The organism is Blautia sp. LMAG:89, from assembly GCF_008679485.1.
GTDB classification, from domain to species: Bacteria; Bacillota; Clostridia; order Lachnospirales; family Lachnospiraceae; genus Blautia_A; species Blautia_A fusiformis.
In genome coordinates this window covers 240,197-266,085 of the sequence record NZ_NANC01000003.1, presented here as the reverse complement: position 1 = coordinate 266,085, position 25,889 = coordinate 240,197, and the positions used below count along the sequence as shown (strand labels likewise).

The following is a 25,889-nucleotide window of genomic DNA, read 5'->3' as shown; positions in this document are numbered from 1 at the left end:
GTAACCGATTTATGTCTTCATTGCAGTTTGATGATCAGCACCGGTATGGGCGGATCATTGGGCCGGTTTGCATATTCCGACAGGATCACCAGATATTTATGGGGATCCAGCTGACGGATAAACACAAGCATCTCATCCCGTTCCTGATATCCCGTATCCCCGCCACTGTAAATGCAAAGTGTCATAAGTCCGCCTTTTTTCAGAAGCTTAAGTCCGCTTTCCACCGCTCTTTTGCTGCTGTCTGATCTGGTTGCCACCGAATGGTCTCCGCCGGGAAGATATCCCAGATTAAAGGTGATGCAGGACACTGTTTCTGCTTCTGCATAAACATCCATATTCTCATGGGATTCCAGAAGAAGCTGATAATTTTCCGGACAGTTATCTCTTTTCAGGCGCTCCTCCGTATGTTCCAGTGCCTGCTTCTGAATGTCAAAAGCCAGAACCCGTCCCCTTTTTCCTGCAAGCTGGCTTAACAGAGCCGTGTCATTGCCATTTCCCATTGTTGCATCGATACAGATGTCTCCCGGCATGACCTGGTGCCGTATAAAATGCTGCATGTATGCAGTGATCTGAAGATTTTTCATTTAAAAATCCTTTCAAAATTCTCTTACAGTTCATGATAATACGGACAGATATCCTCATAATGTCCATCCTTCATACGGAACCCCTTCGGGATCACGCCAAGCTGGGTAAATCCAAGTCTCTCATGATCTTCTCCTTTATTTAAGCAGCTCCACATTCCGTCCGTTTCTTCGGATCACACCCTCATCCGAAAGATTTTTGATCTCCCGCATCATGGCACTCCGGTCCACACTTAAATACTGGGCCAGTGCGGTATAGGACATAGGCAGCTTGAATTTCCCGGCATTTTTTTCCGCAGCCAGAGAATGCAGATAGGCTATCAGCTTCTTCCTGGTGGAGGATCGTGAAAGCATGTATATCCGATCTGTCTGCTGCCTGGAACGAAGGGCCGTCATCTGCAGCAGATTACTGACCATCTGGCTGTGATGATGACAGGCATTTTCACAGCGCTTGATCACATGCTCATAATCAATAAACAGCACTTTCGTCACGGTAGTGGCACATACATAATAATGCTGGGAATCTGACGAAAGCAGAAACGGTTCGCCAAATACACTGTCCTTATTCAATTCATCGATGACATACTCATTTCCATCCTCGTCACAGCAGTAGAGAACTGCTCTTCCCTCCTGGATCAGACCGATCTTTTTCATGGAGCTGGAATATTCCATTATGGTTTCTCCATTCTGAAAAACTTTCTCCCGGACTTTGAAGCAGACACGCATCCTTTCCTGTTCTTCGGGCAAAATATCCGTAAATAAAGTGATATGCTCCATAAATTTTCCTCCCACCGGCAAAATAATCTTCCGCATATCTGTACTTTTCTCTCTGCATCCAGGACTATGTAAGAGGACTCTCAAAGCAGATATCCGTATTTTATTTTGCTGCATGTTTCTGATTTTATACCAGCACGAAAAAAATGTAAAGTCTGGAATTTTTTTCTGTTTTGTTGTATTTGCAACAGTTTTTGTTGTCGATTTCTGTTATATTTTTATCAAAGTTAAGAAACAAACAAAACCTGAAGCATATAAATAAATCCACCATAGAAAGAAAAGAGGAATCGCTCATGAAAATCACAGATACCATCAAATATGTAGGCGTTAATGATCATCAGGTTGACCTTTTTGAAGGCCAGTACAAAGTGCCGAACGGCATGTCCTACAACTCCTATGTGATCCTGGACGAAAAAATTGCGGTTATGGATACGGTAGATGCAAATTTTACTCACGAATGGCTTGATAATATCCAGAAAGTTCTGGGTGACCGGAAACCGGATTATCTGATCGTACAGCATATGGAACCGGATCATGCAGCCAACATCGCAAACTTCCTGAAGGCTTATCCGGACACCATCGTTGTTTCCAACAAAAAAGCCTTCGCCATGATGCAGAATTTCTTTGACCTGGATCTGGAAGGTCATCAGATCATCGTAGATAACGGCGGAACCCTTTCCCTTGGAAAACACAATCTGACTTTTGTATTTGCACCGATGGTTCACTGGCCGGAAGTTATGGTCACTTATGACAGCACAGAAAAGGTTCTTTTTTCCGCAGACGGCTTCGGAAAATTCGGTGCCCTGGATGCAGATGAACCATGGGACGATGAGGCAAGAAGATACTATATCGGCATCGTTGGAAAATATGGTGTGCAGGTTCAGAATCTTCTGAAAGTAGCCGCAACTCTGGATATCCAGACCATCTGCCCGCTCCACGGGCCGGTTCTTACTGAAGATCTTGGACATTATATCAGTCTCTATGATACCTGGTCTTCCTATACACCGGAGGATGACGGAATCGTGATCGCCTACACTTCCGTTTACGGCCACACAAGAACAGCAGTCGCACAGCTTGCCGATAAATTCCGTGCCAAAGGATGTCCGCGTGTTCTGATCTATGACCTTGCAAGAGATGATATGTCCCAGGCACTGAGCGATGCTTTCCGTTACTCCAAGCTGGTTCTCGCAACCACCACATATAATGCAGGTATCTATCCGTTTATGAACGACTTTATTACCCGTCTGGCAGAGCACAACTTCCAGAACCGCACTGTAGGACTGATTGAAAACGGAAGCTGGGCACCGCTGGCAGCGAAGGTCATGAAAGAAATGCTTTCCAAATGCAAAAAGATCAACTGGCTGAATACCACAGTTAAGATCATGTCAGCAGTAAACGAAGAAAACCGCAGACAGATGGAAGCTATGGCTGATGAGCTCTGCCAGGAATACATTGCAAAAAGCGATGATCTTGCCAACAAAAATGATATGACCGCTCTGTTCCGCATCGGTTACGGCCTCTATGTGGTAACCTCCAACGATGGCAAAAAGGACAACGGTCTGATCGTCAATACCGTTACACAGCTTACCGACAACCCATATCGCGTGGCTGTCAACATCAACAAGGCAAACTACTCTCACCACGTGATTCAGCAGACCGGTATCATGAACGTAAACTGCCTGTCCACAGATGCTCCGTTCTCTGTTTTTGAGCAGTTCGGCTTCCAGTCCGGCAGAAGCACCGATAAATTTGCCGGACAGAAAGTAAACCACTCCGACAACGGCCTGGTATTCCTGGACAAATATATCAATGCTTTCATGTCCCTGAAGGTAGAAAACTATGTGGATCTCGGCACTCACGGAATGTTCATCTGCAGCGTCACAGAGGCCCGTGTCATGAGCGATCAGGATACCATGACTTACACCTACTACCAGAAACATGTAAAGCCAAAGCCACAGACCGAGGGCAAAAAAGGCTGGGTATGCAAAGTCTGCGGATACATCTATGAAGGCGATGAACTTCCGGAAGATATCATCTGCCCGCTGTGCAAGCATGGCGCTGTGGATTTTGAGCCGATCGAAGGATAAGACTGAAATCCCCATAAATTGATTTAATCCGGTTACAGCTTCCTTATTTTTACAAATTATAAACCACAAAAAAGACAGGCTTCTGAGGTGGCCTGTCTTTTTTGTATTATCATCCAATGTCTTCGCAGCGTCTTTCACCAAATTTATTCTTACAGCAGATCAGACACTCACGCTCTGTATTTCTGCAGGAATCCTGAAATTTACGAATCATATGCCTTTTATTTATTTCATCAGTCTGATAACCTGCTCTGTAGTATCTGCCAGATTCTGCTTTGCATTCTCATTTTTCATGGCCTCCTCCAGAGTTACCACTCCGCGGAGGATCGGGAAAAAGGCATCGATCCCTGCATCGTTGCAGGCTCTTGCGTCACGCTGTACGGCACCTGCAAAGGCGATCACTTTTTTGCCATATTTCTTTGCAAGCTTTGCAACACCTACCGGCGCTTTTCCCATGGCTGTCTGTCCATCCATACGTCCCTCACCTGTGATCACAAGATCCGCGTCTTTGATGTAGTCCTCAAGTTTCGTCTCATCCAGCACGATGTTGATCCCGGATTCCAGGACTGCATCGGTAAAGGTCAGGAATGCAAATCCCATTCCGCCGGCAGCACCTGTTCCCGGATACTTTGCATCTGCTTTCGGAAAACGCTCCTTTGCAAGCTCTGCGTAAGCACCCAGCCACTGATCCATGTCCTGGATCATCTCCGGCGTAGCACCCTTCTGCGGTCCGTAGATGGAACTGCATCCAAGCTCTCCGCAAAGAGGATTTGTGACATCACAGGCAACACGGAATTTACATTCTGCAAGCTCCGGGATCACATAGGCAGCTATGATCTCTGTGATGTCTTTCAGGCCCCTTGCTCCCGGAAGGACCTGCTTTCCGTCTTTATCCAGAAATGCATAGCCAAGTGCCTGAAGCATTCCCACACCACCGTCATTGGTGGCGCTTCCGCCGATACCCACAATAAATCTGCGGCAGCCTTTTTCGATGGCGTCCTTGATCACCTCACCGACACCGTAGGTTGTGGTATAAAGAGGATTTCTTTTTTCGTCCGGCACCTGCGTGATCCCTGCTGCACCAGCCATTTCGATTACTGCGGTCTTTGTGCTTTCGATGATGCCATACTCACAGATCACCGGCTCGCCAAGAGGCCCCGTAACCTTTACGTGCTCTGTTTTTCCGTTCATTCCTGCGACAAGGGCTTCCACGGTTCCCTCTCCACCGTCTGCCAGTGGTCTTACCTGAACTTCTGCGTCCGCATCCACACGATGGATACCTTCAGCAGCTGCAAAGCCTGCCTCCATGGATGTCATACTGCCCTTAAAAGAATCGATCGCTGTTACTACCTTCATTTTATTTTCCTCCTGTATGATTTTTATGTAAAGCTGATATCCGTACTCTCCGTTCTATCATTCCGTGTACCGGAAACGTGAAATGTTCCTTTACGTGTCAGGCGGATATTCTCTGCGCAGCTCTGCAGCCAAATAACTGTTCTGCTGTTTGGTTATCAGCTGTCCCCGGATGAAAAGAACCTTCTGCGAACTTATTTTTCCCTGGAAATGTCTCTGGCTGATACCGCAGAGAAGCTTTTTCTCCACAAAAATACTCTTCAATATAAATTAAACCACATTTATAAAAAATGTGGTCTCAATCCCCGAAAATTCCGGGACGCTGTTCTGTTGTATCTGGCACTGGAGCTGGAATGAACCGGCCATTTCACTATCCTCTCACATGAAAGCCAAACTCCTCCTCCAGTGGAATTTCCCTCGCTTCAATCCCCTCGATCTCCACAAAGCTCTGCTGAGAAAGGCGTTCTACCATCTCCCGGATTTCTTCTCTGGTTCCCTGTACTTCCATTTCCACACGATCATCCCAGAGATTCCGTACCCAGCCGGTCAGTCCCATGGACTGTGCAATATAATAGGAGCGGTAACGAAAGCCTACTCCCTGTACTCTTCCTGAAAAATAAAAATGTTTCCGAATCTTTTCCATCTGGCACCTCATATTTTCTGTCTTAACTATTCTGTCTCTGTATCTCCACCCGAAATTCTCCCGCATCCGCCGCAGGAATATCATAACCAGATTATATAATATTTCTTTATAAATTGTAAAGTTATATCCTTCTATCTATTGGAAACTATAATCATCTGCGTTATAATGGTTTTTATCAGAATAAAAAGAAATTTACTTTCTTTTGCAGAAAATATTTTCAACAAAATTTAACATCAGGAGGTAATGATCATGAATGAAAGCATCAAAAACCTGTTAGAACGCAGAAGCATCCGCGCCTACAAAAAAGAGCTTGTTCCGAAAGAAACTCTGGATACGATCCTGGAGGCGGGAGAATATTCCCCCAGCGGCATGGGACAGCAGAGCACTCTTATGGTAGTGACACAGGATCCGGAGCTGGTTGCAAGGCTTTCCAAAATGAACGCAGCTGTTATGGGCAGCACCTCAGATCCGTTCTACGGCGCCCCAACTGTGATCATTGTCTTTTCCGACAGCAAAATGGGCACCTGTGTGGAAAACGGAAGTCTTGTGATGGGAAATCTCATGAATGCCGCACATGCTCTCGGCGTGGACTCCTGCTGGATTCACCGTGCAAGAGAAGTTTTTGACTCCGAGGAAGGAAAAGAGCTGAAGAAGCAGTGGGGTGTTCCGGAGGAATATATCGGCGTGGGCCACTGTGTTCTTGGATACCGTGACTGTGAGTATCCAACAGCCAAACCGCGTAAAGATGGTTTTGTGATCCGTGTGTGATCGGCTTGCAGAATAAAATTTCCACTGCCAAAAACTTTTAATGTAAATAAAGATCTGACAGATTCCTGCATGATACGCATCGCTACGTATCTGAGAATACACAGGGAAACAACCCTCCGGTATCATAAATACCAGAAGCTTTTCCCGTCTTCTCCGGCAGTGATCTGTCAGATTTTATTTTCTCTTATTTCAGTGCTTTATCCTTATATCTGGAAATCTCCTCCAGATATTTTTTCCCAAGGGTACTGATGTTAACACCCTTTCTGGCAACATAACCGATTGTCATGATCTCATCGGAATCCAGCTTCACAGCACAGTAATCGGAACCATTAAGATCCTCACAGATAATACCGGAGCATAAGGTATATCCATTCAGTCCTACCATCAGGTTCAGCATAGTAGCCCTATCATCGGCTTTGATCAGCCGTTTGTATTCATAGGTGCTCAAAACCTCCTCAGCAAAATAAAAAGAGTTATTTCCTCCCTGTTCAAAGGATAGACACGGATATTCCTTCAGTTCTTCCAGCGTGATCTTCTCACGCTTCGCCAGAGGATGCCCCTTCCACATATAAACGTAGATCCGACAGTTGAGAAGTTCGTGAAACTCCAAACCATACTCGTGAAACATTTTTGTAAGTACCTTACGGTTAAAATCATTTACGTAGAGGATCCCGATCTCACTCTTGAAATTACGGACATCCTCGATGACCTGATGCGTCTTGGTCTCGTGAACCGCAAATTCGTACTCATCCATGCCGAATTGCTTTACCAGCTCCACAAAGGCATTAACTGCAAAGGTATAATGCTGCATGGAAACACTGAATTTTTTGCGTGACTGTTCCTTGGAAATATATTTGGCTTCCATCAGTTCGTACTGTTCCACCACCTGCCTTGCATACCCCAGAAATTCTTCGCCTGCAGGCGTTACGGCGATTCCCCGGTTCGTTCTTCGGAAGATCTCAACACCGGTTTCTGCTTCCAGCTCCCGGATTGCCGTGGAAAGACTGGGCTGAGAAATATAAAGGCTTTTTGCTGCCTCGTTCATAGATCCGGCTTTTGCAATTGCTATGGTATATCTGAGCTGTGCCAGAGTCATCTTTCTGCCTCCCCGTTTCTTGTTCCGGCTTTCTGTTCCTCTTCAGGCAGATCCGGCAACAAGCATCCTTTATCTTTTTATTTAAGATAGTTCTTATCTACATATCCTTCTTTTCCAAGCTTCGGAACATATACATACCAGTAAGTACTGTCTTTCTTCTCAATGACTTCTACCGTATCTCCGTTATTCAGCTGGGCGATCTCATTGTCCTTGTCATACGCCTTTGTACTGCGCAGAGCCAGATATCCGCTTTCCACTTTAACAGTCATGGATGGAGTTGTCGTACCTGAGCCTCCGGTAAGATAGTTCCTATCAACATAACCGGTCTTATCCAGCTGCGGAACATATACATACCAGTACTGATCGTTGCTGGTGTCCTTCACCTGAACCGTGTCACCGGTATTCAGCTGTCCGATCTCATTGCTTTCATTATAGGCTGCCTTGTTGCGAAGGGCAAGATAACCAGTTTCTACTTTAACTGTCCACAGACCACTGTTGTAAATATAACGGTTATCCACATATCCGGATTTATCAAGCCCCGGAGCATATACGTACCAGTAAGTAGAATCACTGCTGTCCTTTACAAGAACGACATCTCCGGTATTCAGGCGTCCGATCTCGTTACTGTCATTGTAAGCTGCGGTACTTCGAAGAGCCAGATAGCCTTTTTTTACCTTTACTGTCCAGGAATCGTTGGAAGCTGTGGCGTTCTCTGCTATCTGGATATAGTTTTTGTCCAGATATCCGGATTTATCCAGTCTTGGCACGTATGCATACCAGTAGGTAGCGTCCTTCCGATTTGTAACTTCCACAAGATCTCCTGTATTCAGCTGTCCGATCTCATTGCCTTTGTCAAAAGCCTTCTCACTCCGGAGAGCCAGGTATCCATCTGTGACTTTGACTTTAAAAGTGGTTCCTGCTGCTGCCTTTGTCTCCCGGATCGTCGCCGGAAAAGCTGCTGCCAGTATAAGTGTCAGAAGTACCAGCCTTTTTACTGCCTTTATATGGGACAGAAGAGTTCTTTTTCTCATATTATACGCCTCCTTTTCTTTTTTGGATCTTTCTCTGATCTGCGGCTCTCTCTGTTTTTTATTTACTGAGCAGACCGCACCGGAATTTATGGTAGTATTATATCATATTTTCAGCTGATAGCTGTAAGAATCATATCTCTCATTGCAGTCCAAAATGTTCTTTTCCACAATGCAGGTATTGACACTTTTAATTAGTAGTGTTATATTACATATAGAACAATATAAAAGTAATGCCCCCGGGATTTTTCCCGGGGAATTTTATACGCATACGTTCAATATATGACAGTCCGGGAGATCTGTCCTCTGAGAGGACAGATCGATCATCCGGGACGCTGCAGACTATAATATAAGGGAAGGTGAATACCATGGCAGTAAAAAGAGATTATTACGATGTTCTGGGCATTGACCGGAACGCAGATGAAAAAACAATAAAAAAAGCCTATCGTAAACTGGCCAAAAAATATCATCCGGATACAAACGCCGGTAATGCAGATGCCGCAGATAAATTTAAAGAAGTAAACGAAGCCTACGATGTCTTAAGTGATCCAAAGAAGAAAAAAATGTATGATCAGTTTGGTCATGCCGCATTTGAAGCAGGAGCTGATCCTGGAGCCGGCGCAGGTGCCGGTGGATTCGGCGGATTCCAGGGTGGCGGCAATGGCAGCTATCAGGAATTTCATTTTAACGGTGAAAATATGGACGATATTTTTGGTGATATCTTCGGAAATATGTTCCACGGCAGTCACGGCGAAAGCCGCGGTTTCGGCAGCAATGGCACATATGAGCATTTCACCGGTAACGGTGGCGGCTTTCACAGTGGATTTGGCGGAAGTGGCTTTCACAGTGGCAACGGCTTCGGCGGATTCCATCAGCAGGATTTTCCGCAAAAAGGCTCTGATGTAAAGGCCAGCATCAACGTTACCTTTGATGAGGCAGCTTTTGGTGCAGATAAAAGGATCTCTCTGTCCGGTCCGGACGGAAGCTCCGGTGCACCGCAGACACTTCAGATTCATATTCCGGCAGGTATTGATACCGGCAAGAGTATCCGTCTGAAAGGAAAAGGCATGCCCGGAACCGGCGGCGGTGAGCCTGGTGACCTTCTTCTGAAGGTTACCGTAGGAACACGTCCTGGCTATGAACGAAAGGGATCGGATGTTTATACCACCATTTCTATTCCTTACACAACCGCTGTTTTCGGCGGTGAAGCCACCGTTCCCACCCTTTACGGAAATGTTATCTGTAAGATCAGGGAAGGTATGCAGTCCGGTTCCAAGATCCGCCTGAGAGGAAAAGGCATTGTTTCCATGAAGAACCCTTCCGTCCGCGGTGATCAGTATGTAACCATTCAGATCCAAGTTCCTCAGAATCTGAATTATTCCGCAAAAGAGAAACTCCATGAATATGCAAAGGCCTGTGGACTGGAACGGAGTAATGCCACCGGATCACATGTAGCATAAAAGTTAAAATAAAAGAGTATCACAAAGCTCATCACTATCAATGAGTTCCTGTGATACTCTTTTTTGATTTTAAAGTAAGATCTGATATAGCTTATGACAGCGTCATATCTCCATCTTTCACCCATCCGAGCTTACGTACAAACATATTGATCAACGGGCAGAGAACTGCCGGGAGAATAAAAGATATCAGAAAAAGTCCCGCCCAGTCCATAGCTGTAACAGCTGTCTTGGTTCCTTCTGCAATATCATTCATCCATCCTGTATACACACCGATCTGACCTACAAAACCACAGGTACCCATTCCTGAGGATACAGCAGTTCCGTTCATCTGAAGCCTGAACAAGCAGGTTGCAATAGGTCCTGTGATAGCAGATGTTACGATCGGAGCAATCCAGATCCTTGGATTTCTGACAATATTACCCATCTGAAGCATGGAAGTTCCAATTCCCTGAGAGACAAGGCCACCCCATTTGTTTTCCCTGAAGGACATGACCGCAAAACCTACCATCTGCGCACAGCAGCCCGCTACTGCAGCGCCGCCTGCCAGTCCGGTAAGTCCCAGAGCCGCGCAGATCGCAGCAGAAGAGATCGGCAGCGTCAGTGCGATTCCAACAAATACAGAAACCAGGATTCCCATAAAGAATGGCTGCAGATCTGTTGCCCACATGATCACGCTTCCTACCTTCATAGCAGCTTTTCCAAGGGCCGGTGCCCACCATGCGGAAAGGCCTACGCCCACACCAATGGTTACAAGAGGCGTTACAAGGATATCGATCTTCGTCTCCTTGGAAACTGCCTTACCGATCTCAGCTGCAACAATGGCAACAAACAGTACAGCCAGAGGACCGCCTGCTCCGCCAAGTGCGTTGGAGGCAAATCCAACGGTGATCAGCGAAAACAATACCAGCGGCGGGCAATGCAAGGCGTAACCGATGGCTACTGCCATGGCAGGGCCGCTCATGGCAGATGCCAGAGAACCTACTGTGTACTGGGTATCATTGACTGTGGCAACTGCCATAGTCAGAAACGGAATGTGAAACTGTGTGCCAATGGTGTTGATGATCGTACCGATCAGCAGGGAACAGAAAAGTCCCTGTGCCATAGCTCCCAGTGCATCGATACCATATCTCTTCAGAGAGATCTCAATATCCTTCCGTTTCAGAAATGCTTTGAATTTTTCCATTTTTAAACTCTCTCCTTACCCTGATCCGCTTCCTGCCGGATCAGTTCCTTTATTTGCAAAAAGCCTCGCTTACTTTCTCAAGTTCCTCGCGGATGGAAATATGCTGCGGACATACTTCCTCACACTGTCCGCATTTTACACATTCATCTGCACGCTTTCTGCCATGACTGACTACCAGCCAGTCTTCCTGATGCGCTGCGGCGGCTTTATTTCCGTACAATGTCAGATAATTCATTGCTGTAAAAGAACCGGAAATTCCGATTTCCATCGGACAGACCTTTGCACAGTAGTTACAGGTTGTGCATGGGATCAGAGGAATTTTGCTCATAGCCTCTCTTGCCTTATCAAGAGTCTCCTTCTCACTGTCAGTAAGGCCATTGAAATCCTTCATAAAGGAAAGGTTATCCTCCATCTGTGCAACATTGCTCATTCCGGAAAGTACGGTGATCACGCCTTCCAGATTTGCCGCAAAACGGATCGCCCAGGATGCTGTGGATGCTTCCGGCTCTGCTTCCTTCAAAAGCTTTTCCACTGCTTCCGGCGGAGTTGCAAGCATGCCGCCTTTTACAGGTTCCATGATAATGACGGGTTTTCCATGTTTTCTGGCTACCTCGTAGCAGGCTCTTGACTGGATCGCCGGATTTTCCCAGTCTGCGTAATTGATCTGCAGCTGTACAAATTCCATTTCCGGATGTGAAGTGAGAAGTGCATCCAGCTCCTCCGGTGTGGAGTGGAACGAAAATCCTGCATGTCTGATCAGACCGGCTTCCTTCTGTTCACGGATCCAGTCCCATAAACCGTACTCATCAAAATATTTTGTTCTGTGCTCTCCAAGATTGTGGAGAAGATAAAAGTCGAAATATCCTGCCTTTGTTCTCTCCAGAGATGTTTTAAACTGTGCAAGAGCTTCATCTCTTGTCTTGCAGTTGATCCAGGCTGCCATCTTGGTGGCTAACTGATATTTTTCTCTCGGATAACGCTCTACCAGCGCTTCGCGGATAGCATCTTCGCTTCCTGCATAAGCCCATGCTGTATCAAAATATGTAAATCCGGCTTCCATAAATTTGTCCACCATGACTTTGGTCTGCTCCACATCGATCACATCTTCTGATTTCTGCGGAAGTCTCATAAGGCCAAAACCAAGTTTTTTGATCTCTTCGCCTAAATATGCCATATTTTTTTCTCCCTTCTTATTCCATTCCGGAAAATTCCTCATATCATCTGATATATCACCGGATAAGCAATATTTCTGACACAGATATCTCCCGGACCGTTATATTTTTGCCGCAGAGAAACTGCGTTTCTCCTATTATAACGATATTTTTCCTGGCGGTAAACCTTTTTCTTTTACAAGTGTCAAGACAACGCCAGGATATAAAAAACAGCTGCCGCACGTTTATTGCACGGCAACTGTCTTTTGTCCTATCAGTTCATCTTTGTTCTTTACACCTCAGATCAAATATTTTAAACTGATATTACTTATAATAACCATATATCGAAAGGTAGAAAACTCTCATGAAAAACAAGCAGGTCATGAACCGCCAAACTTCATCAAAAGAACTTCATCTTATTTCCTGCGGCTGGGAAAAATGTACACCGGAGCAGTCCTATGGTCCAGGTGTACGGCGGTATTACACCATTCACTTTGTGCTGAGCGGACAGGGATATTTCTATATGAACAACCGGAAATATACCTTGAAAGCCGGACAGTGCTTTTTCATTCCTCCTATGACCAGTTCTCTCTACAAAGCGGAACCTTCTGATCCCTGGACTTACATCTGGATCTGCTTCAACGGGGAAAACGCTCCAACGCTTTGCGAACACTGCCATCTTACTGAAGAAACTCCGGTCCAGCAGCTGAATTCGGTTCTTCCCTATCAGGAAACTATTCTTGAAATGATGGCTCATCCACAACTGACGCCTTCCGGTGAGGCCTATATCCAGAGTGGTCTTTACCGGATCATTGCCCTGCTGGAGGAAGAATTTCATGCTTCCTACACCACCATGGAATCCAACGATAATTTTTACATCACACAGGCTGTTGATTACATCAAAAAAAGTCCGCTGCAGAATATCACTGTGACAGATGTTGCTGACTATCTCCATATCAGCCGCAGCCACCTTTATGGACTTTTTAAAAAACATCTTGGAACCACACCCCAAGCATTCCTGACTTCAGCCAAGATCATCAACGCCCGGGAGCTTCTGACCGTCACGGATATCCCTGTCTCCAGCGTGGCGTTCTCCTGCGGATATCAAAATCCATTTGCCTTCTCCCGTGCCTTCAAAAAAGAAACCGGCATGACGCCACGGGAATACCGGGAAAAATATCATCATGCCGAGGATCTTCTGGATTGCTGAACCACTTTTCCTGATTTACGGAACAACTACCTTGGCATTATAGTATTCCACCGCAGCATCCATGGTCGGACCTTCGTTGTCAAACCAGTCATAAGTGATAGTTTCGCCGTTTTCTCCCCATACCTCCGGGCAGTCGATTTCTTCCCAGTCAAGCGGAACAAAATGCTCTTTCTGTTCTGATGCACGCAGCATGATCTGATGCAGGTCCTCAAATTCCTCCGGATTCAAAACTCCAGGTTTTGCGGATACAAACAGTGGTGTACCGCTCTTTGCAAGAACGTCTGCCCACTGACGATTTTTCTCCCATGGGATCATTCCGAAAATACCGACACAGTCTGCATCAATATGGTAAAACGTATTGTGCTGCGGAAGACGGAATGCCAGCGTATTTACGCCCATTCGTCTGGTACGCTCCCAGATACGTCCGCTGGTATCGTCACCGGTCCGGTTCAGATGCATCAGGCCTGCGCCGAGATGTCCGATGGTATTGCAGCCGATGATCACTGCGTTGTTGCTCCGGGAAGCATCATAAATCTCCTGATAAAGCATTTTTACGATTTCTGCGCTGGTTTTGGTCTGATCATAAAAATGCCATTTCTCCATGGAATTGTCTCTTAAATTCGCCTCAAATCCCCATTTTCCAAAGAGATCAAAGGTAGAAAAATCATGCTTGATCAGCGTGTATCCCCAATCACAGATCCTCTCGATATCTTTACGGATATATTCCAGTGCATCCGGGTGAGACGGATCGAGACAGTCATTATAGGAAATTCTCCACTCATCCGGGATATTCTCATCTTCATTAAGAAGCAGACGGACCCAGATACCCGGGCGGACACCTTTTTTCTCCAGCTTGTCTGCAAGACCTTTCATATCCGGAAATCTGTCATTGCCTTTTGTCCATGGTCCACCGTTGTATTCATCCAGGCGGTGATGTTCCTGCCAACAGTCATCAATGACCATGAACGGAGGATTTTTTACACCTTCGGTCAGTTTCAGGATATAATCGGTATCACTTAAGATCTCCTCTTCGGAGCTGTCACCATAAGCATAATACCAGTTATTGCTTCCATATACCGGAAACTCCGGGAAGATCGGATCTGTACACATTTTTTCACAGAATTTCTGTGCAGTTTCAAAAGTATCTGCTCCTTTTGCTTCCATGCAGACGATCTGTGCGGCACACAGCTTTCTTCCTTTCAGCTGTACTCCTGTATTTCCGCAGCGAACATCCAGAAACAAAGTAATTCCTTTGGTATCCACCTGCCAGCAGCACATGGCAGAAGGACGGACCTTTACGCCAAAGCAGAGAACCTTCTCAGAAAGCTTCGCCAGAAAATACCATGGCAGATAACGGTTTCCGCTCATTCCATGCCATTCCGCATCACCATAGGTACGTTCCCAGGCATCTCCCAGGAATCTGGCGGATTTCGGGATCTTGTAGTTCCATCTCAGCTTCACACATCTCACTGCATCCTCGGATGTGACAAATATATCCTCATGTTCACCTGCGTCCTGAAATTCCACAGTAGTTGCACCGGCAGCTACTGTCGTCTGCCCTCCCTGGCACACAAGTCTCTCCTCTTCTGTTTCCACTGTTACATAATCCGGTACCCCAAGCTTAAAATCTGCATATTTTTTCTGCATCATTCTCTCCTCCTGTACTTTTTCATTTACATTTTGCTTTACCTGCATACTCATGAATACTGTCTTTCTATCGTCTGTTCAACTCAGAAGAATGTACGAAAAATTTTTTTAATACATTTTGTCTATATGCCTTATTATATTGATTTTTTTGGTTTTTTCTATGCTTTAAAGTTATTATAACATTGCAGAATGTTCAATCTGCATAAGATTTTCAGTCCTTGTCCGATTCGCTTTTTAATATAAGAACATAAAGGACTAAGATAGAAATTAGTTTTTCATTTTACGGAACACAAATTCTTCACAATTTTTTAGCACTCACCTCTTGACTTTGCTAGTAACATATGTTATATTACATATAGAACAAAGGAGAAGATAAAAAAGAGCTTCCAGATGTTCAGAATAAAACCAAACGATCACCACTGCGGAATAACCCGAAGTGGTAACTATATACCGGCAACAGTTGGATTTCTTGATCCACCGGAACGGCTTTTCATTTGAAAGGAGAAATGACTTATGATGTTCCCGAGTGTATTTGGAGAAAACTTATTTGATGACTGGATGGATGATTTTGGATTCAGAGATAATTTCTTTAGCGGAAAGAACCCTCTTTATGGCAAACATGCAAAAAATATCATGAAAACTGATGTACGTGAAACAGATAAAGGCTATGAGCTGGATGTAGATCTTCCAGGATTTAAGAAAGATGAAGTACAGGTACAGCTGAAGGATGGTTATCTTACCATCTCCGCTGCCAAGGGTCTTAACAAAGACGAGGAAGACAAGAAAGGCAATTATATCCGCCGTGAACGTTATGCCGGCAGCACAAGCAGAAGCTTCTATGTTGGTAATGGTGTAAAAAACGAAGATGTCCATGCAAAATTTGAGAACGGTGTTCTGAGACTTTCTATTCCGAAAAAAGCAGCTGAAGAGATTGAAGCTGATAAATATGTATCTATTGAAGGCTGACATTGACTCACTCTCACAGGGGGAGGATCCATAGGGATTCTCCTCCTCTTTTTTATACGCAATAATATATGACACTCTCTTTCCAATTTACTACGTACTCACAAGTACTTTCACTCCATAGTAATGATCCTATTGTCAAAGTTTTCATGATATTGGATATTTTTTAACAAATATGCTTGATTTTTTGAATATTTTTTATATATTTTGCATTATATTATTTCATTTTTTTGAAATTAATGGTATAATATGCACAGCTAATCGGATATTTGCGATCCGCATTCGGTTAAATAAATCTGTTTCGTAATCTTTCAGGATAATTCTCCTGAACAACCACGTAAAACACGATCACGACAGGAGGTTTTTATTATGGATCAGGACAACATCATAAAAATTTATGCACGCAATGACAACCGCATACAGCTTAAAATGATTCCGGGACACTTCGTAACATCCCAGTCCCATATCACACACTACCTGGATCTCACTACTATGAAATCCAGATGCGCTGAAGCACAGCGTATTGCATCCGCTCTCGCAGCAAATTACGAAGCATCCATTCCGGTAGACACCATCGTCTGCATGGACGGACTTGAAGTGATCGGTGCTTATCTCGCCGAAGAACTGACCAAAGCCGGCGTCCTTTCCATGAACGCACACCAGACCATCTACGTCATCACCCCCGAGTTCAACAGCACCGGGCAGATGATCTTCCGCGACAACTATGAACCAATGATCAATGGAAAAAACATCCTCATCCTAAATGGTTCCATCACCACCGGATCCACATTGAACCGAGCTATTGAAAGCGTTCTGTACTATGGCGGTAAGATCCGCGGCGTGGCAGCCATCTACAGTAGTGTAGACAGTGTAGCCACACTCCCTGTCCACTCTATCTTTCAGGCCAGAGACATCCCGGACTATCACTCCTACCGCTCTGACAACTGCCCACTGTGCAAAAACCGCCAGAAGATCGATGCTATTGTCAGCAGTTACGGATATTCTGTATTATAAGATTCAGATCAATCAACGAATCCCCCATGGATAGCAAAACCAGTGGGGGATTCTCTTTATCTTTTCTTATTATAATTGATATTCTCTGTACATGGCTTCACGCATTTCTTTATCTGTAACAACCTTCTGAATCTCATTACCACGATCATCAAGTATAAGCCTGTTGATCAGAACACTCAGTCGTTCTTCCCCCTGGGCCATTCCCTGAGCTATTCCCTGAGCTATTCCCTGAGCCATTCCCTGAGCCATTCCCTGAGCCATTCCCTGAGCCATTCCCTGAGCCATTCCCTGAGCCATTCCCTGTTCTCGCCCCAGTGCTTCAGCCTGTTCTTTAGCTTCCGCCATCAGTCTTGCCCTTTTCTCAGATTCCAGTTCCAGAACATGTCCACCCATAATCTCACCTATTCCTTTCCGGACTTTCTCCTCATTTCTGAAAATATGATCAGATATCCGAGTTATCAGTCCAATCAGATCACTGAACAGTTCAGACCTTCCAGATTCAGTGATCTCTACCTCCAGTTTACTCCGGATCACTTCATATTCATTCAGTAATTCCTGAAAAAGTTGTGGATCCTCACTCATCTCATGCCCTCTTTTTTCATACCGCATGATATAAAAAGGAAGCAGCATAAGAAGACTCTTTTCAAATATCTTATCTTTTGTATAATTCTCTACTTTAATGGCAGGCACTCTGTACAAATGACATCCCCCATCCGGAAAAACCACATCCACTTCCAGAAAATCCGGCGTATTCCTACTATTTCTCAGATACAACACACAAGAACGTGGAAACTCCATCCGATACCTCCGTCCCTGCTTTCTGGCAAACTCAACAGCAGTTGCAAAATCATACTCTATCATCCGTACAGCCATTGTCGTGTCATCCGTACTCTGACATTCTATATGATAAATCCTGTTTCCGATCAACAGCCGCGAATCCGTAATAATCTCACCATCCACCCTCTGATACTCATTACGCAGCTGCACAATCTCCACATCAGCCGGGTATGATGTATGAAAAACATCATTGATCAAAGGCACGACCAGAAACGTCATTTTCTCCATCATAGTACGAAAAACATCATCAAAAATCGTATTATCTCTCAAACAATACTCCTTCTGGTATATACAATTATACCATCAACCAAACACTTCAGAAACCCTGTATACAGTTTTTATAAATATTTTTGAAAAAACGCTTCAGACATTGAAGCAAAAAAGAAACCAAATAAATGGATAGATCTTATAAGATACACAAATCATATCACACATCCCACCACAACACCACAAAAAACCATCTCCAAATTTCGACACCACCTTCCAACGTCCAGCAACGCGCCGACATTCACAACCTCCCTCCAAACCACAAGGAATCTCAATCTTCCTAACTACAAGCGTCCAGCAACGCGCCGACGCTCACAACCTCCCTGACAAACATATAGAATCTCAAGCGTCCAAACTACAAGCGTCCAGCAACGCGCCGACGCTCACAACCTCCCTAACAAACACATAGAATCTCAAGCGTCCAAACTACAAGCGTCCAGCAACGCGCCGACGCTCACAACCTCCCCTCCAAAACACAAGGAAACTCAGCCTTTCCTCCCAGCCATCCAGCGCAGCGCTGATGGCTCATCCAACTCCCGTCAGACCACTCTATCCCTCCCACCATGACCGCACAGTGTGAGGTTTGCAGCAGAAGTCCGGGTGCTTTGGAGTGAGCCTTGGTCCATACTTAGCGTCTGAGGTGGTTCACGGAGAGGTACCCGGCGGCCACAAGCCGCAGGGTAAGGCCCATCTGTCTGAGCCAGGTACGCATCAGCGTACATGGCGAGTTATGGGCCGGCCGCTCCGTGAGACACCTCAGACGCTTAGTATGACCAGGCGAAACGACGGCACCCGGACTTCTGCTGCAAATCTCACACGTCCGTCCGTGTCATCTTGCCCCAACCAAACACCTGTGCTATAATCAAACTAATTAAAAAACCGAGGTAAACCACACATGAACAAAAAAGAAATCGCAGAAATAAAAAAACAATTCACCCCTGACCGCTGCTCCATCACCCGCATCTGCGGCTGCTACGTAGACGGTGAAAAAAACAAAAAAACCGAACTCAAAGAAGCCTTCTTATCCTTATCAGAGGAAGAAACCTTCAAATACTTCGACATCTTCCGAAAAACCCTCACCGGCACCATCGGAAAAAATCTCATCAACATGGAATTTCCCCTGGATCAGGAAACCGAAGGCGGAACCCAAAACTTCCTCATGAAACTCCGCAAAAGCAAACTCACCGACGACACCCTCACCGAAGCCTTCTACGACAGAATCATAGAAAACTACGACTACGGTGAAAACTACTACATCATCCTCATCCACGCAGTCTACGACATCCCCGGCAAATCCTCCGACGGTGTCGAAATGTTCGACGCTTCCGATGAGATCTACGATCACATCCTCTGCAGTATCTGCCCGGTCAAGCTCTCCAAAGCAGGCCTGCATTACAATGCAGAGACAAACAATATTGAAGACCGTATCCGGGACTGGCTGGTAGAAATGCCTGACTGGGGCTTCCTTTTCCCACAGTTCAACGACCGCAGTACCGATATCCACGGACTTCTCTACTACACCAAAAACGCCGAAAATCTCCGCTCCACCATGATGGAAGAAGTCTTCGGCTGCACCACCCCACTATCTGCCGGAACCCAGCGTGACTCCTTCAATGCTCTGGTGGAAGAAACCCTTGGTGATGACTGTGCCTACGACACAGTCCTTGAGATCCACGAAAAGCTCAACGATCTCATCGAATCCCAGAAGGACGAACCGGAACCTGTTGTCCTCACCAAATCCGAAGTCAAACGTCTCTTCGAAGAATGCGGCGTAGAAGACGAAAAGCTCCAGAACTTCGATGAACAGTATGAGCTTGCCGCAGGAGAGAAATCAGCTCTGGTAGCATCCAACATCACCAACACCCGGAAATTCGAGATCAAAACCCCTGACGTGGTGATCCATGTAGCACCGGACCGGGCAGAACTGGTAGAAACCCGCATCATCGATGGTCGAAAATGCCTTGTGATCCCCATGGAAAGTGAAATAGAACTCAACGGCATCCGTGTCAGCACATTGAACTCTGTTGAAGATACATCCGCAGAACCGCTTCCTGTTAATGATATTACTGACATTGATAACAGTAACACCGAAGAAGAAATCCCATTTTAAAGGAGACCTTATGAACGATAAAAAAATCCTGTTCTTCGACATAGACGGCACACTGCTTACGCCTCACCCCTTCAAGGTTCCGGAGAGCACCAGCCGCGCCCTCACAAAAGCCCATGAAAACGGTCATCTTCTTTTCATCAACACCGGCCGCACCAAAGTAATGATGCCCTCTGCACTCTCAGAGCTTCATTTCGATGGCTATATATACGGCTGTGGAACCCACATTTACATGGACAACAAATTGCTTTTTTTCCGCACAGTCCCAAATCTTCTGTGCAAGGAAACCGTAGACCTTCTCCGCAAATGCAAGATCGAGGCAATTTTTGAATCCAACACTGAGATCCTGTATGATGGCGCATCTCCGGCCCAGTCCGAATTCGGAGTCAAAATGCGAAAAGAAATTCCAATGGTCGACATCACGAAATTCAATCGGGAGGATGCCTGCACTTACTCTTATGACAAATTCCTGGTACATATGCTGCCGGATTCCGATGTCGAAAAATTCCGCAGCTTCTGTAATGATCATTACACCTATTTTGATCACGGAGACGGAATCTGGGAAGTCACACAAAAGGGTACCAGCAAAGCCACAGGCATGGAATTTCTCCTGGACCGCCTTTCCATCCCCAGGGAAAACTGCTACGCATTCGGAGACAGTCCCAACGACCTTCCCATGCTGAAAGCTGCCGGAGTCGGCGTTGCTATGGGAAATGCTTACGGAGGCATCGAAAAGCACTGCACATACCAGACAAGCGCAGTCGACAGGGACGGGATTCTTCACGCACTGGAGCATCTCGATCTGATCTGATGATCCGTAAAGCAGGCATGAGCATTACAAAAAACGAGCCGTGTACGATAAATCCGTACACGGCTCGTTGTCTTTTCTCTTATCATTCCATTGTAAACATTGTATCTTATTTCTCAGCTTCCGGTGTAGCAGCTGCCTCAGATTCTGTACTATCTGCAGTCTCCTCATCAGCCTTTGCAGAATCTCCCTCTGTCTCCGGTGTCTCGGTCACATCGGTCTGCTCCTCAGCTGCCGGTGTCTCGGTTGCCTCAGCCTCTGCAGAATCTGCTGTCGGTGTCTCAGTTACATCCGGGTCCGGTGTCGGAGTTGGAGTCTGGATCGTATAGCTGTGATTATCTGTGATCTTGATCTTCTTGATCAATTTTTTCTCTTCTTTGATATCAGCTTTCTTCTTCCAGCCATCTGTTGTATCATTATAGAAATCATCCTTCTTGGTGTTTGTCAGAGACTCTTTCTTACTCTCCGTTGCAGTTTTATCATTCTTGGAATCCAGTCTCACAACATACCATACGGAATCTGTCTTTATGATCTCCTCGTTCAGTGCACCCTCGTCCAGCTTTCTTAAAGCGGTACGAACCTCATCCGGATAAGTAGTTCCGTTGGCAGCACTGTCATCACCTTCCTCATAGGTAGGGCATGTTCCGGTTGTTGCGGTCATATCCTTGGAGATCTCATCTCCAAGAGTATTGAAATCTGCAGCCGGATCCTCTTTAACCTTGTCATAGAACTTCTGAAGATTCTCTTTATTCTTCTTGATATCATCATCGGAAAGATCATCTCCGCTGACCTTTGCACTTGCATAGCTGAAGGACATCTGCTGATATTCTTTCTCATCCAGCTTCACGTCCGCTTTGGCTTCAATGGCATCCTTCATCTTCACATCGTATGTTTCAAGCTCGAGGAAAGTCTTCACCATATCTTCATCAACTGCAAGCTCTGCAATTGTCTCATCAGAATTGGCAGCCATGAAGTTCTTGGCAGCTTCCTCAAGAGCCTTCTGCTCATCATCTGTGATTTCAACATCATACTCGGAAGCGTGTTCTTTCTCCAGACACATCTTTTCAACAGTTTCAACAGAAGTTGTTACCGCATTTTCACCGTAAGTCTCATCGGAATCATCATCCATTTTGGTACTCCAGATAGACATATCGCTTCCGCCGCCAAGATACATCTTGTACATTGCCTCAGCCTGTGCCTGCTGCATACGTGCTGCCAGACTTACAACGCCAAACGGGATTTCCTGCTTATTGACTGTCACTGCGATCTTTGTACCATCGAGTTTTTTATTTCCGCAGCCTGCCATCATTCCTGCCGCTGTAACGCAGACAAGAGCAGTAACTGCCGCTTTCTTTACTGAATTTCTCATTTCATCCTCCATCTATCCGTCCATAAGAATCACGGTCCGGCTCTTATTCCATAATACTTGATTATAAACGTTTTCACCTTTAAGAGCAAGGAATTTCACGAACTTACACGACATTTCACAAATTATCCACAAGTCTTTCCGGGAAAATATCCGGTATCCACAAACCGGATGTTTTTTCCCGTGGATAACCCTAAGCTTAGCTGATTCTTCCCTTTACTCCAGTGGCTCTGCCAGTTTTGCCAGCTCCCCCGCAAACTTCATCAGCTCTTCGATCAGCCTTCCCTGTGGTGTCAGGATAAATTTCGGCTCATGATCAGCCTTAAACTGCAAACCTCTCCTGTATTGTGACATAATAGCCGGGATACCTGCAGGATCCAGCTTGGCCTTTTCATAGAGCGTGATCCGGACATCTTTTCCAAGCTGCTTGATCTCCGTCACATATCCCTGATGGGCAAGAGCCTTCAGCCTTGCAATAGCGAGAAGGTTCAGCACAGCTTTTGTCGGCTCGCCAAAACGGTCGATCAGCTCCTCCAGCATATCGTCATACTCCTGCTGGCTTTCAATACCGGCAATACGCTTATAAATATCCAGCTTCTGGAACTCGTTGCTGATATAGGAATCCGGAATAAACGCATCGATGTTAAGGTCAATGGTCGTCTCGAAATCATCCATAGTCCGGATTCCCTTTGCCTCCTTGACAGCCTCACTAAGCATCTTGCAGTAAAGGTCATAACCAACTGCATTCATATGCCCGTGCTGCTGAGCACCAAGAAGATTTCCTGCTCCACGAAGCTCCAGATCCTTCATAGCTATCTTAAAACCGCTTCCAAGGTCTGAATACTCCCGCATGGCGCTGAGCCGTTTCTCCGCGGTCTCCTGGAGCATCTTGTTTTTGGTATACATCAGAAATGCATAAGCAGTCCTGTTGGAACGTCCTACACGCCCACGGAGCTGATAAAGCTGGGAAAGGCCATATCTGTCCGAGTCATGGATGATCATAGTGTTTACGTTGGAAATATCCAGTCCTGTCTCAATAATAGTGGTGGAAACCAGTACATCCACATCTCCATTGATAAAATCATACATTACCTGCTCCAGTTCCCTCTGACTCATCTGTCCATGTGCAAAATCCACTCTGGCCTCCGGCACAAGTCTGGATATCCGAAGGGCTACTTCGGCAATGTCATTGACTCGATTATATACGTAATACACCTGTCCACCCCGGCGAAGCTCCCTGCGGATGGCTTCCCGAACAGTCTCCTCATCGTACTCCATAACGTATGTCTGGATCGGCACACGATCCATCGGCGGCTCTTCCAGAACGCTCATATCACGGATACCAATGAGACTCATATGAAGAGTTCTCGGAATTGGCGTTGCCGTCAGCGTCAGTACATCCACATCTTTTTTCATCTGCTTGATCTTCTCCTTGTGAGTAACACCGAAGCGCTGCTCCTCATCAATGATCAGAAGTCCAAGATTTTTAAATTCCACATCTTTTGAAAGAACTCTGTGGGTGCCGATCACAATATCTACCTGCCCCTTTTTGATCCCTTCGATGGTCTTTTTCTGCTGGGCAGATGTCCGGAAACGGCAGAGAAGCTCCACCTTCACCGGAAATTCTTTCATACGCTGTACAAAGGTATTGTAATGCTGCTGGGCAAGAATGGTAGTAGGGACCAGATAAACCACCTGCCGGCTTTCCTGTACTGCCTTAAACGCAGCTCTTAAAGCCACCTCCGTCTTTCCGTAACCAACGTCACCACACACAAGACGGTCCATGATCCTGGTGCTTTCCATATCTCTCTTGGTATCCTCAATGGCTGCCAGCTGATCCTCTGTCTCCTCATAGGGAAACATCTCCTCAAATTCCTTTTGCCATACGGTATCCGGTCCGCAGACATACCCCTCTTTCTCCTGGCGGACTGCATAAAGCTCTACCAGCTCTTTTGCGATATTTTTTACCGCACCCTTAACACGGCTCTTGGTCTTATTCCACTCCTGACCGCCAAGCTTGTTCAGCTTGGGCGTTTTTGCATTTTCGGAGGATCCTGAATATTTCTGCAAAGCATCTAGCTGGGTTGCCAGGATATAGAGATTACTGCCGCCCCGGTATTCGATCTTGATGTAATCTTTCACAACACGGTCAACCTCTACCTTTTCGATTCCACGGTAAATACCCAGTCCGTGCTTTTCATGAACAACAAGATCACCAATGGAAAGCTCTGCAAAATCCTGGATCCTGTTTCCGCTGTACTTTTTCTTTTTTTTGCGCTTTTTCTGCTCTTTGCCGAAAATATCGGTTTCCGTCATCACTGCAAATTTGATCAGCGGATACTGAAAGCCACGTCTTGCGTGACCATAGACCACCATGATCTCCCCGGGACTGATGATACGATCCATGTCCTGGCTGTAAAAAGCATTCAGTCCTTCCTCTGAAAGATCCTTTGCCAGACGCTCCGCCCTGGTCCTGGAACCGGAGAGCAATGCGATCCGGTATCCCTGACTCTTATACTGAAGGAGATCCTTTACCAGAAGTTCAAAGCTGCTGTTATAAGAATCTACAGACTTCACCGTAAGATCAAATTCCTCATTGATCTTCCATCCGGAACGTCTGGGAGAAAGTGCGGATACAGCCACACAATTCCGTCTGTTCAGCTTCTTCTGCAGTTCCTGAAAGCCACATAGCCACTGCTCCGGAAGATTTGCCTCGCCTTTTTCCTCTCTGTGCATACGACTCTGACGGTACTCTTCCTCCACACCCTCGCCGTTTTCTGCCAGGTGGTTCAGTTCATCCAGAAATACCAGTGTTTTTTCTTCCGGAAAATACTCCAGAAAGGATACCATATCTTCTCCGTCCATCTTTTCTGCGGCCGGATAAATCGTAATTTCATCTACATTTTCCAGAGATCTCTGACTTTCCGCATCAAAGCTCCGGATAGAATCCACCTCATCATCCCACAGTTCGATACGCCAGGGATTATCCTCTGTCAGCGGATAGATATCAATGATTCCTCCACGCACAGAAAACTGCCCCGGAAGCTCTACCTGACCAGTGCGTTCATACCCCAGCTCTACCAGCTCTTCCTTCAGCTGATCCAGATCGATCACACTGTCACTTTTAAAATGAAGAAGTCTGCTTCTGATCTTTTCCAGCGGCATCAAGAAATCCATACATCCGTCAATGCTGGTAACAACGGTCACTTCTTCCTGTTCCAGAAGTGCCCGGATCACACGCATCCGCTGCCGGATCAGAAGATTTCCGTGAATATCTGCCTGAAAAAACAGAAGATCCTTTGCCGGATAAAAATATACATTTTTGTCATAGAAGCGGTAATCCTCATAGATTTCCTTTGCGTTGCGCTCATCATCCGCAAGGATCAGATGATATGGAAAAAGCCCGGAAAGTCCATACATCAGATGGACCTTCTGGGACTCCATGCATCCGGAAACATTAAGAATTCCGCAGTTTGCGCCACAGCGCTTTTTTATTTCCCCAAACTCTGCAAGACCCTGCAGAGGATGCAAAAATGCTTCCATACAAAC

General features: G+C 45.8%; 21 protein-coding genes and 1 pseudogene. 9 read left to right on the top strand and 13 right to left on the bottom strand.

Translation table 11 applies throughout. The features are described from left to right. Positions 1–17: 17 nt before the first annotated feature. From CCC70_RS01445 to CCC70_RS01435, 3 genes and pseudogenes are all read right to left on the bottom strand, one after another. Positions 18–584 carry a tRNA (mnm(5)s(2)U34)-methyltransferase gene (locus CCC70_RS01445; RefSeq protein WP_287084137.1) on the bottom strand — a complete coding sequence of 189 codons (567 nt, stop codon included), beginning with the start codon at positions 582–584 and terminating at the stop codon, positions 18–20. Between the two features lie 23 nt (positions 585–607). After that, positions 608–709, bottom strand: a pseudogene (locus CCC70_RS01440) (GNAT family N-acetyltransferase); the annotation flags it as partial. A 10-nt stretch (positions 710–719) separates the two neighbouring features. Beyond that, positions 720–1,358: a Crp/Fnr family transcriptional regulator gene (locus CCC70_RS01435; RefSeq protein ID WP_182465462.1), complete on the bottom strand. Its 639-nt coding sequence runs from the start codon at positions 1,356–1,358 to the stop codon at positions 720–722. Positions 1,359–1,648: 290 nt separating this feature from the next. Between CCC70_RS01435 and CCC70_RS01430 the strand changes: the two genes are divergently transcribed. Continuing rightward, positions 1,649–3,442 (top strand): flavin reductase, encoded by a 1,794-nt coding sequence (locus tag CCC70_RS01430; protein ID WP_118607873.1) that lies wholly within the window; start codon positions 1,649–1,651, stop codon positions 3,440–3,442. Positions 3,443–3,664: 222 nt separating this feature from the next. Here the strand turns inward: CCC70_RS01430 and CCC70_RS01425 are convergent, their stop codons facing one another. Next, complete coding sequence (locus tag CCC70_RS01425; RefSeq protein WP_278603412.1) at positions 3,665–4,795, bottom strand: glycerate kinase family protein; 1,131 nt, start codon at positions 4,793–4,795, stop codon at positions 3,665–3,667. Positions 4,796–4,900: 105 nt separating this feature from the next. Between CCC70_RS01425 and CCC70_RS16475 the strand changes: the two genes are divergently transcribed. Beyond that, positions 4,901–5,149, top strand: a complete 249-nt coding sequence (locus tag CCC70_RS16475) for a helix-turn-helix domain-containing protein (protein ID WP_334296279.1) — start codon at positions 4,901–4,903, stop codon at positions 5,147–5,149. A gap of 13 nt (positions 5,150–5,162) precedes the next feature. On the opposite strand, the gene CCC70_RS01415 is transcribed toward CCC70_RS16475, so the two are convergent. Beyond that, positions 5,163–5,435, bottom strand: a complete 273-nt coding sequence (locus CCC70_RS01415) for an acylphosphatase (RefSeq protein ID WP_118752378.1) — start codon at positions 5,433–5,435, stop codon at positions 5,163–5,165. 249 nt (positions 5,436–5,684) lie between these two features. Between CCC70_RS01415 and CCC70_RS01410 the strand changes: the two genes are divergently transcribed. Beyond that, positions 5,685–6,203: a nitroreductase family protein gene (locus CCC70_RS01410; RefSeq protein WP_015525528.1), complete on the top strand. Its 519-nt coding sequence runs from the start codon at positions 5,685–5,687 to the stop codon at positions 6,201–6,203. A gap of 184 nt (positions 6,204–6,387) precedes the next feature. Here the strand turns inward: CCC70_RS01410 and CCC70_RS01405 are convergent, their stop codons facing one another. Next, positions 6,388–7,299, bottom strand: a complete 912-nt coding sequence (locus CCC70_RS01405; protein WP_118752377.1) for a LysR family transcriptional regulator — start codon at positions 7,297–7,299, stop codon at positions 6,388–6,390. A 77-nt stretch (positions 7,300–7,376) separates the two neighbouring features. Then, positions 7,377–8,330: an SH3 domain-containing protein gene (locus CCC70_RS01400; RefSeq protein ID WP_021652766.1), complete on the bottom strand. Its 954-nt coding sequence runs from the start codon at positions 8,328–8,330 to the stop codon at positions 7,377–7,379. Positions 8,331–8,695: 365 nt separating this feature from the next. Here CCC70_RS01400 and CCC70_RS01395 point away from each other — a divergent pair, with 365 nt between their 5' ends. Further along, complete coding sequence (locus tag CCC70_RS01395; RefSeq protein ID WP_059086226.1) at positions 8,696–9,787, top strand: DnaJ C-terminal domain-containing protein; 1,092 nt, start codon at positions 8,696–8,698, stop codon at positions 9,785–9,787. A gap of 91 nt (positions 9,788–9,878) precedes the next feature. On the opposite strand, the gene CCC70_RS01390 is transcribed toward CCC70_RS01395, so the two are convergent. Continuing rightward, positions 9,879–10,970: a PTS transporter subunit IIC gene (locus CCC70_RS01390; RefSeq protein WP_015525523.1), complete on the bottom strand. Its 1,092-nt coding sequence runs from the start codon at positions 10,968–10,970 to the stop codon at positions 9,879–9,881. Positions 10,971–11,019: 49 nt separating this feature from the next. Then, positions 11,020–12,144 (bottom strand): aldo/keto reductase, encoded by a 1,125-nt coding sequence (locus CCC70_RS01385; RefSeq protein WP_287084136.1) that lies wholly within the window; start codon positions 12,142–12,144, stop codon positions 11,020–11,022. Between the two features lie 341 nt (positions 12,145–12,485). On the opposite strand from CCC70_RS01385, the gene CCC70_RS01380 reads away from it, so the two are divergent. Next, complete coding sequence (locus CCC70_RS01380) at positions 12,486–13,331, top strand: AraC family transcriptional regulator (RefSeq protein WP_287084135.1); 846 nt, start codon at positions 12,486–12,488, stop codon at positions 13,329–13,331. A gap of 15 nt (positions 13,332–13,346) precedes the next feature. On the opposite strand, the gene CCC70_RS01375 is transcribed toward CCC70_RS01380, so the two are convergent. Next, positions 13,347–14,981 carry a glycoside hydrolase family 36 protein gene (locus CCC70_RS01375; RefSeq protein WP_287084134.1) on the bottom strand — a complete coding sequence of 545 codons (1,635 nt, stop codon included), beginning with the start codon at positions 14,979–14,981 and terminating at the stop codon, positions 13,347–13,349. A 510-nt stretch (positions 14,982–15,491) separates the two neighbouring features. On the opposite strand from CCC70_RS01375, the gene CCC70_RS01370 reads away from it, so the two are divergent. Beyond that, the gene (locus CCC70_RS01370) at positions 15,492–15,944 is read left to right on the top strand and encodes an Hsp20/alpha crystallin family protein (protein ID WP_278603416.1); all 453 of its coding nucleotides are present in this window, start codon (positions 15,492–15,494) and stop codon (positions 15,942–15,944) included. Positions 15,945–16,310: 366 nt separating this feature from the next. Continuing rightward, positions 16,311–16,955 carry an orotate phosphoribosyltransferase gene (locus CCC70_RS01365; protein ID WP_147603191.1) on the top strand — a complete coding sequence of 215 codons (645 nt, stop codon included), beginning with the start codon at positions 16,311–16,313 and terminating at the stop codon, positions 16,953–16,955. Between the two features lie 69 nt (positions 16,956–17,024). On the opposite strand, the gene CCC70_RS01360 is transcribed toward CCC70_RS01365, so the two are convergent. Next, positions 17,025–18,062, bottom strand: coding sequence for a hypothetical protein (locus CCC70_RS01360; protein ID WP_287084133.1), 1,038 nt, complete (start codon positions 18,060–18,062; stop codon positions 17,025–17,027). An 892-nt stretch (positions 18,063–18,954) separates the two neighbouring features. Between CCC70_RS01360 and CCC70_RS01355 the strand changes: the two genes are divergently transcribed. Further along, positions 18,955–20,169 (top strand): DUF4317 domain-containing protein, encoded by a 1,215-nt coding sequence (locus tag CCC70_RS01355; RefSeq protein WP_287084132.1) that lies wholly within the window; start codon positions 18,955–18,957, stop codon positions 20,167–20,169. Positions 20,170–20,179: 10 nt separating this feature from the next. After that, positions 20,180–20,977 (top strand): HAD family hydrolase, encoded by a 798-nt coding sequence (locus CCC70_RS01350; protein ID WP_244095939.1) that lies wholly within the window; start codon positions 20,180–20,182, stop codon positions 20,975–20,977. A 106-nt stretch (positions 20,978–21,083) separates the two neighbouring features. Here CCC70_RS01350 and CCC70_RS01345 read toward each other — a convergent pair whose 3' ends face one another. Together CCC70_RS01345 and mfd are read right to left on the bottom strand one after the other, a co-directional pair. After that, positions 21,084–22,343, bottom strand: a complete 1,260-nt coding sequence (locus CCC70_RS01345; protein ID WP_287084131.1) for an FKBP-type peptidylprolyl isomerase — start codon at positions 22,341–22,343, stop codon at positions 21,084–21,086. 213 nt (positions 22,344–22,556) lie between these two features. After that, positions 22,557–25,883: a transcription-repair coupling factor gene (mfd, locus tag CCC70_RS01340; RefSeq protein WP_287084130.1), complete on the bottom strand. Its 3,327-nt coding sequence runs from the start codon at positions 25,881–25,883 to the stop codon at positions 22,557–22,559. Between the last annotated feature and the right edge of the window lie 6 nt (positions 25,884–25,889).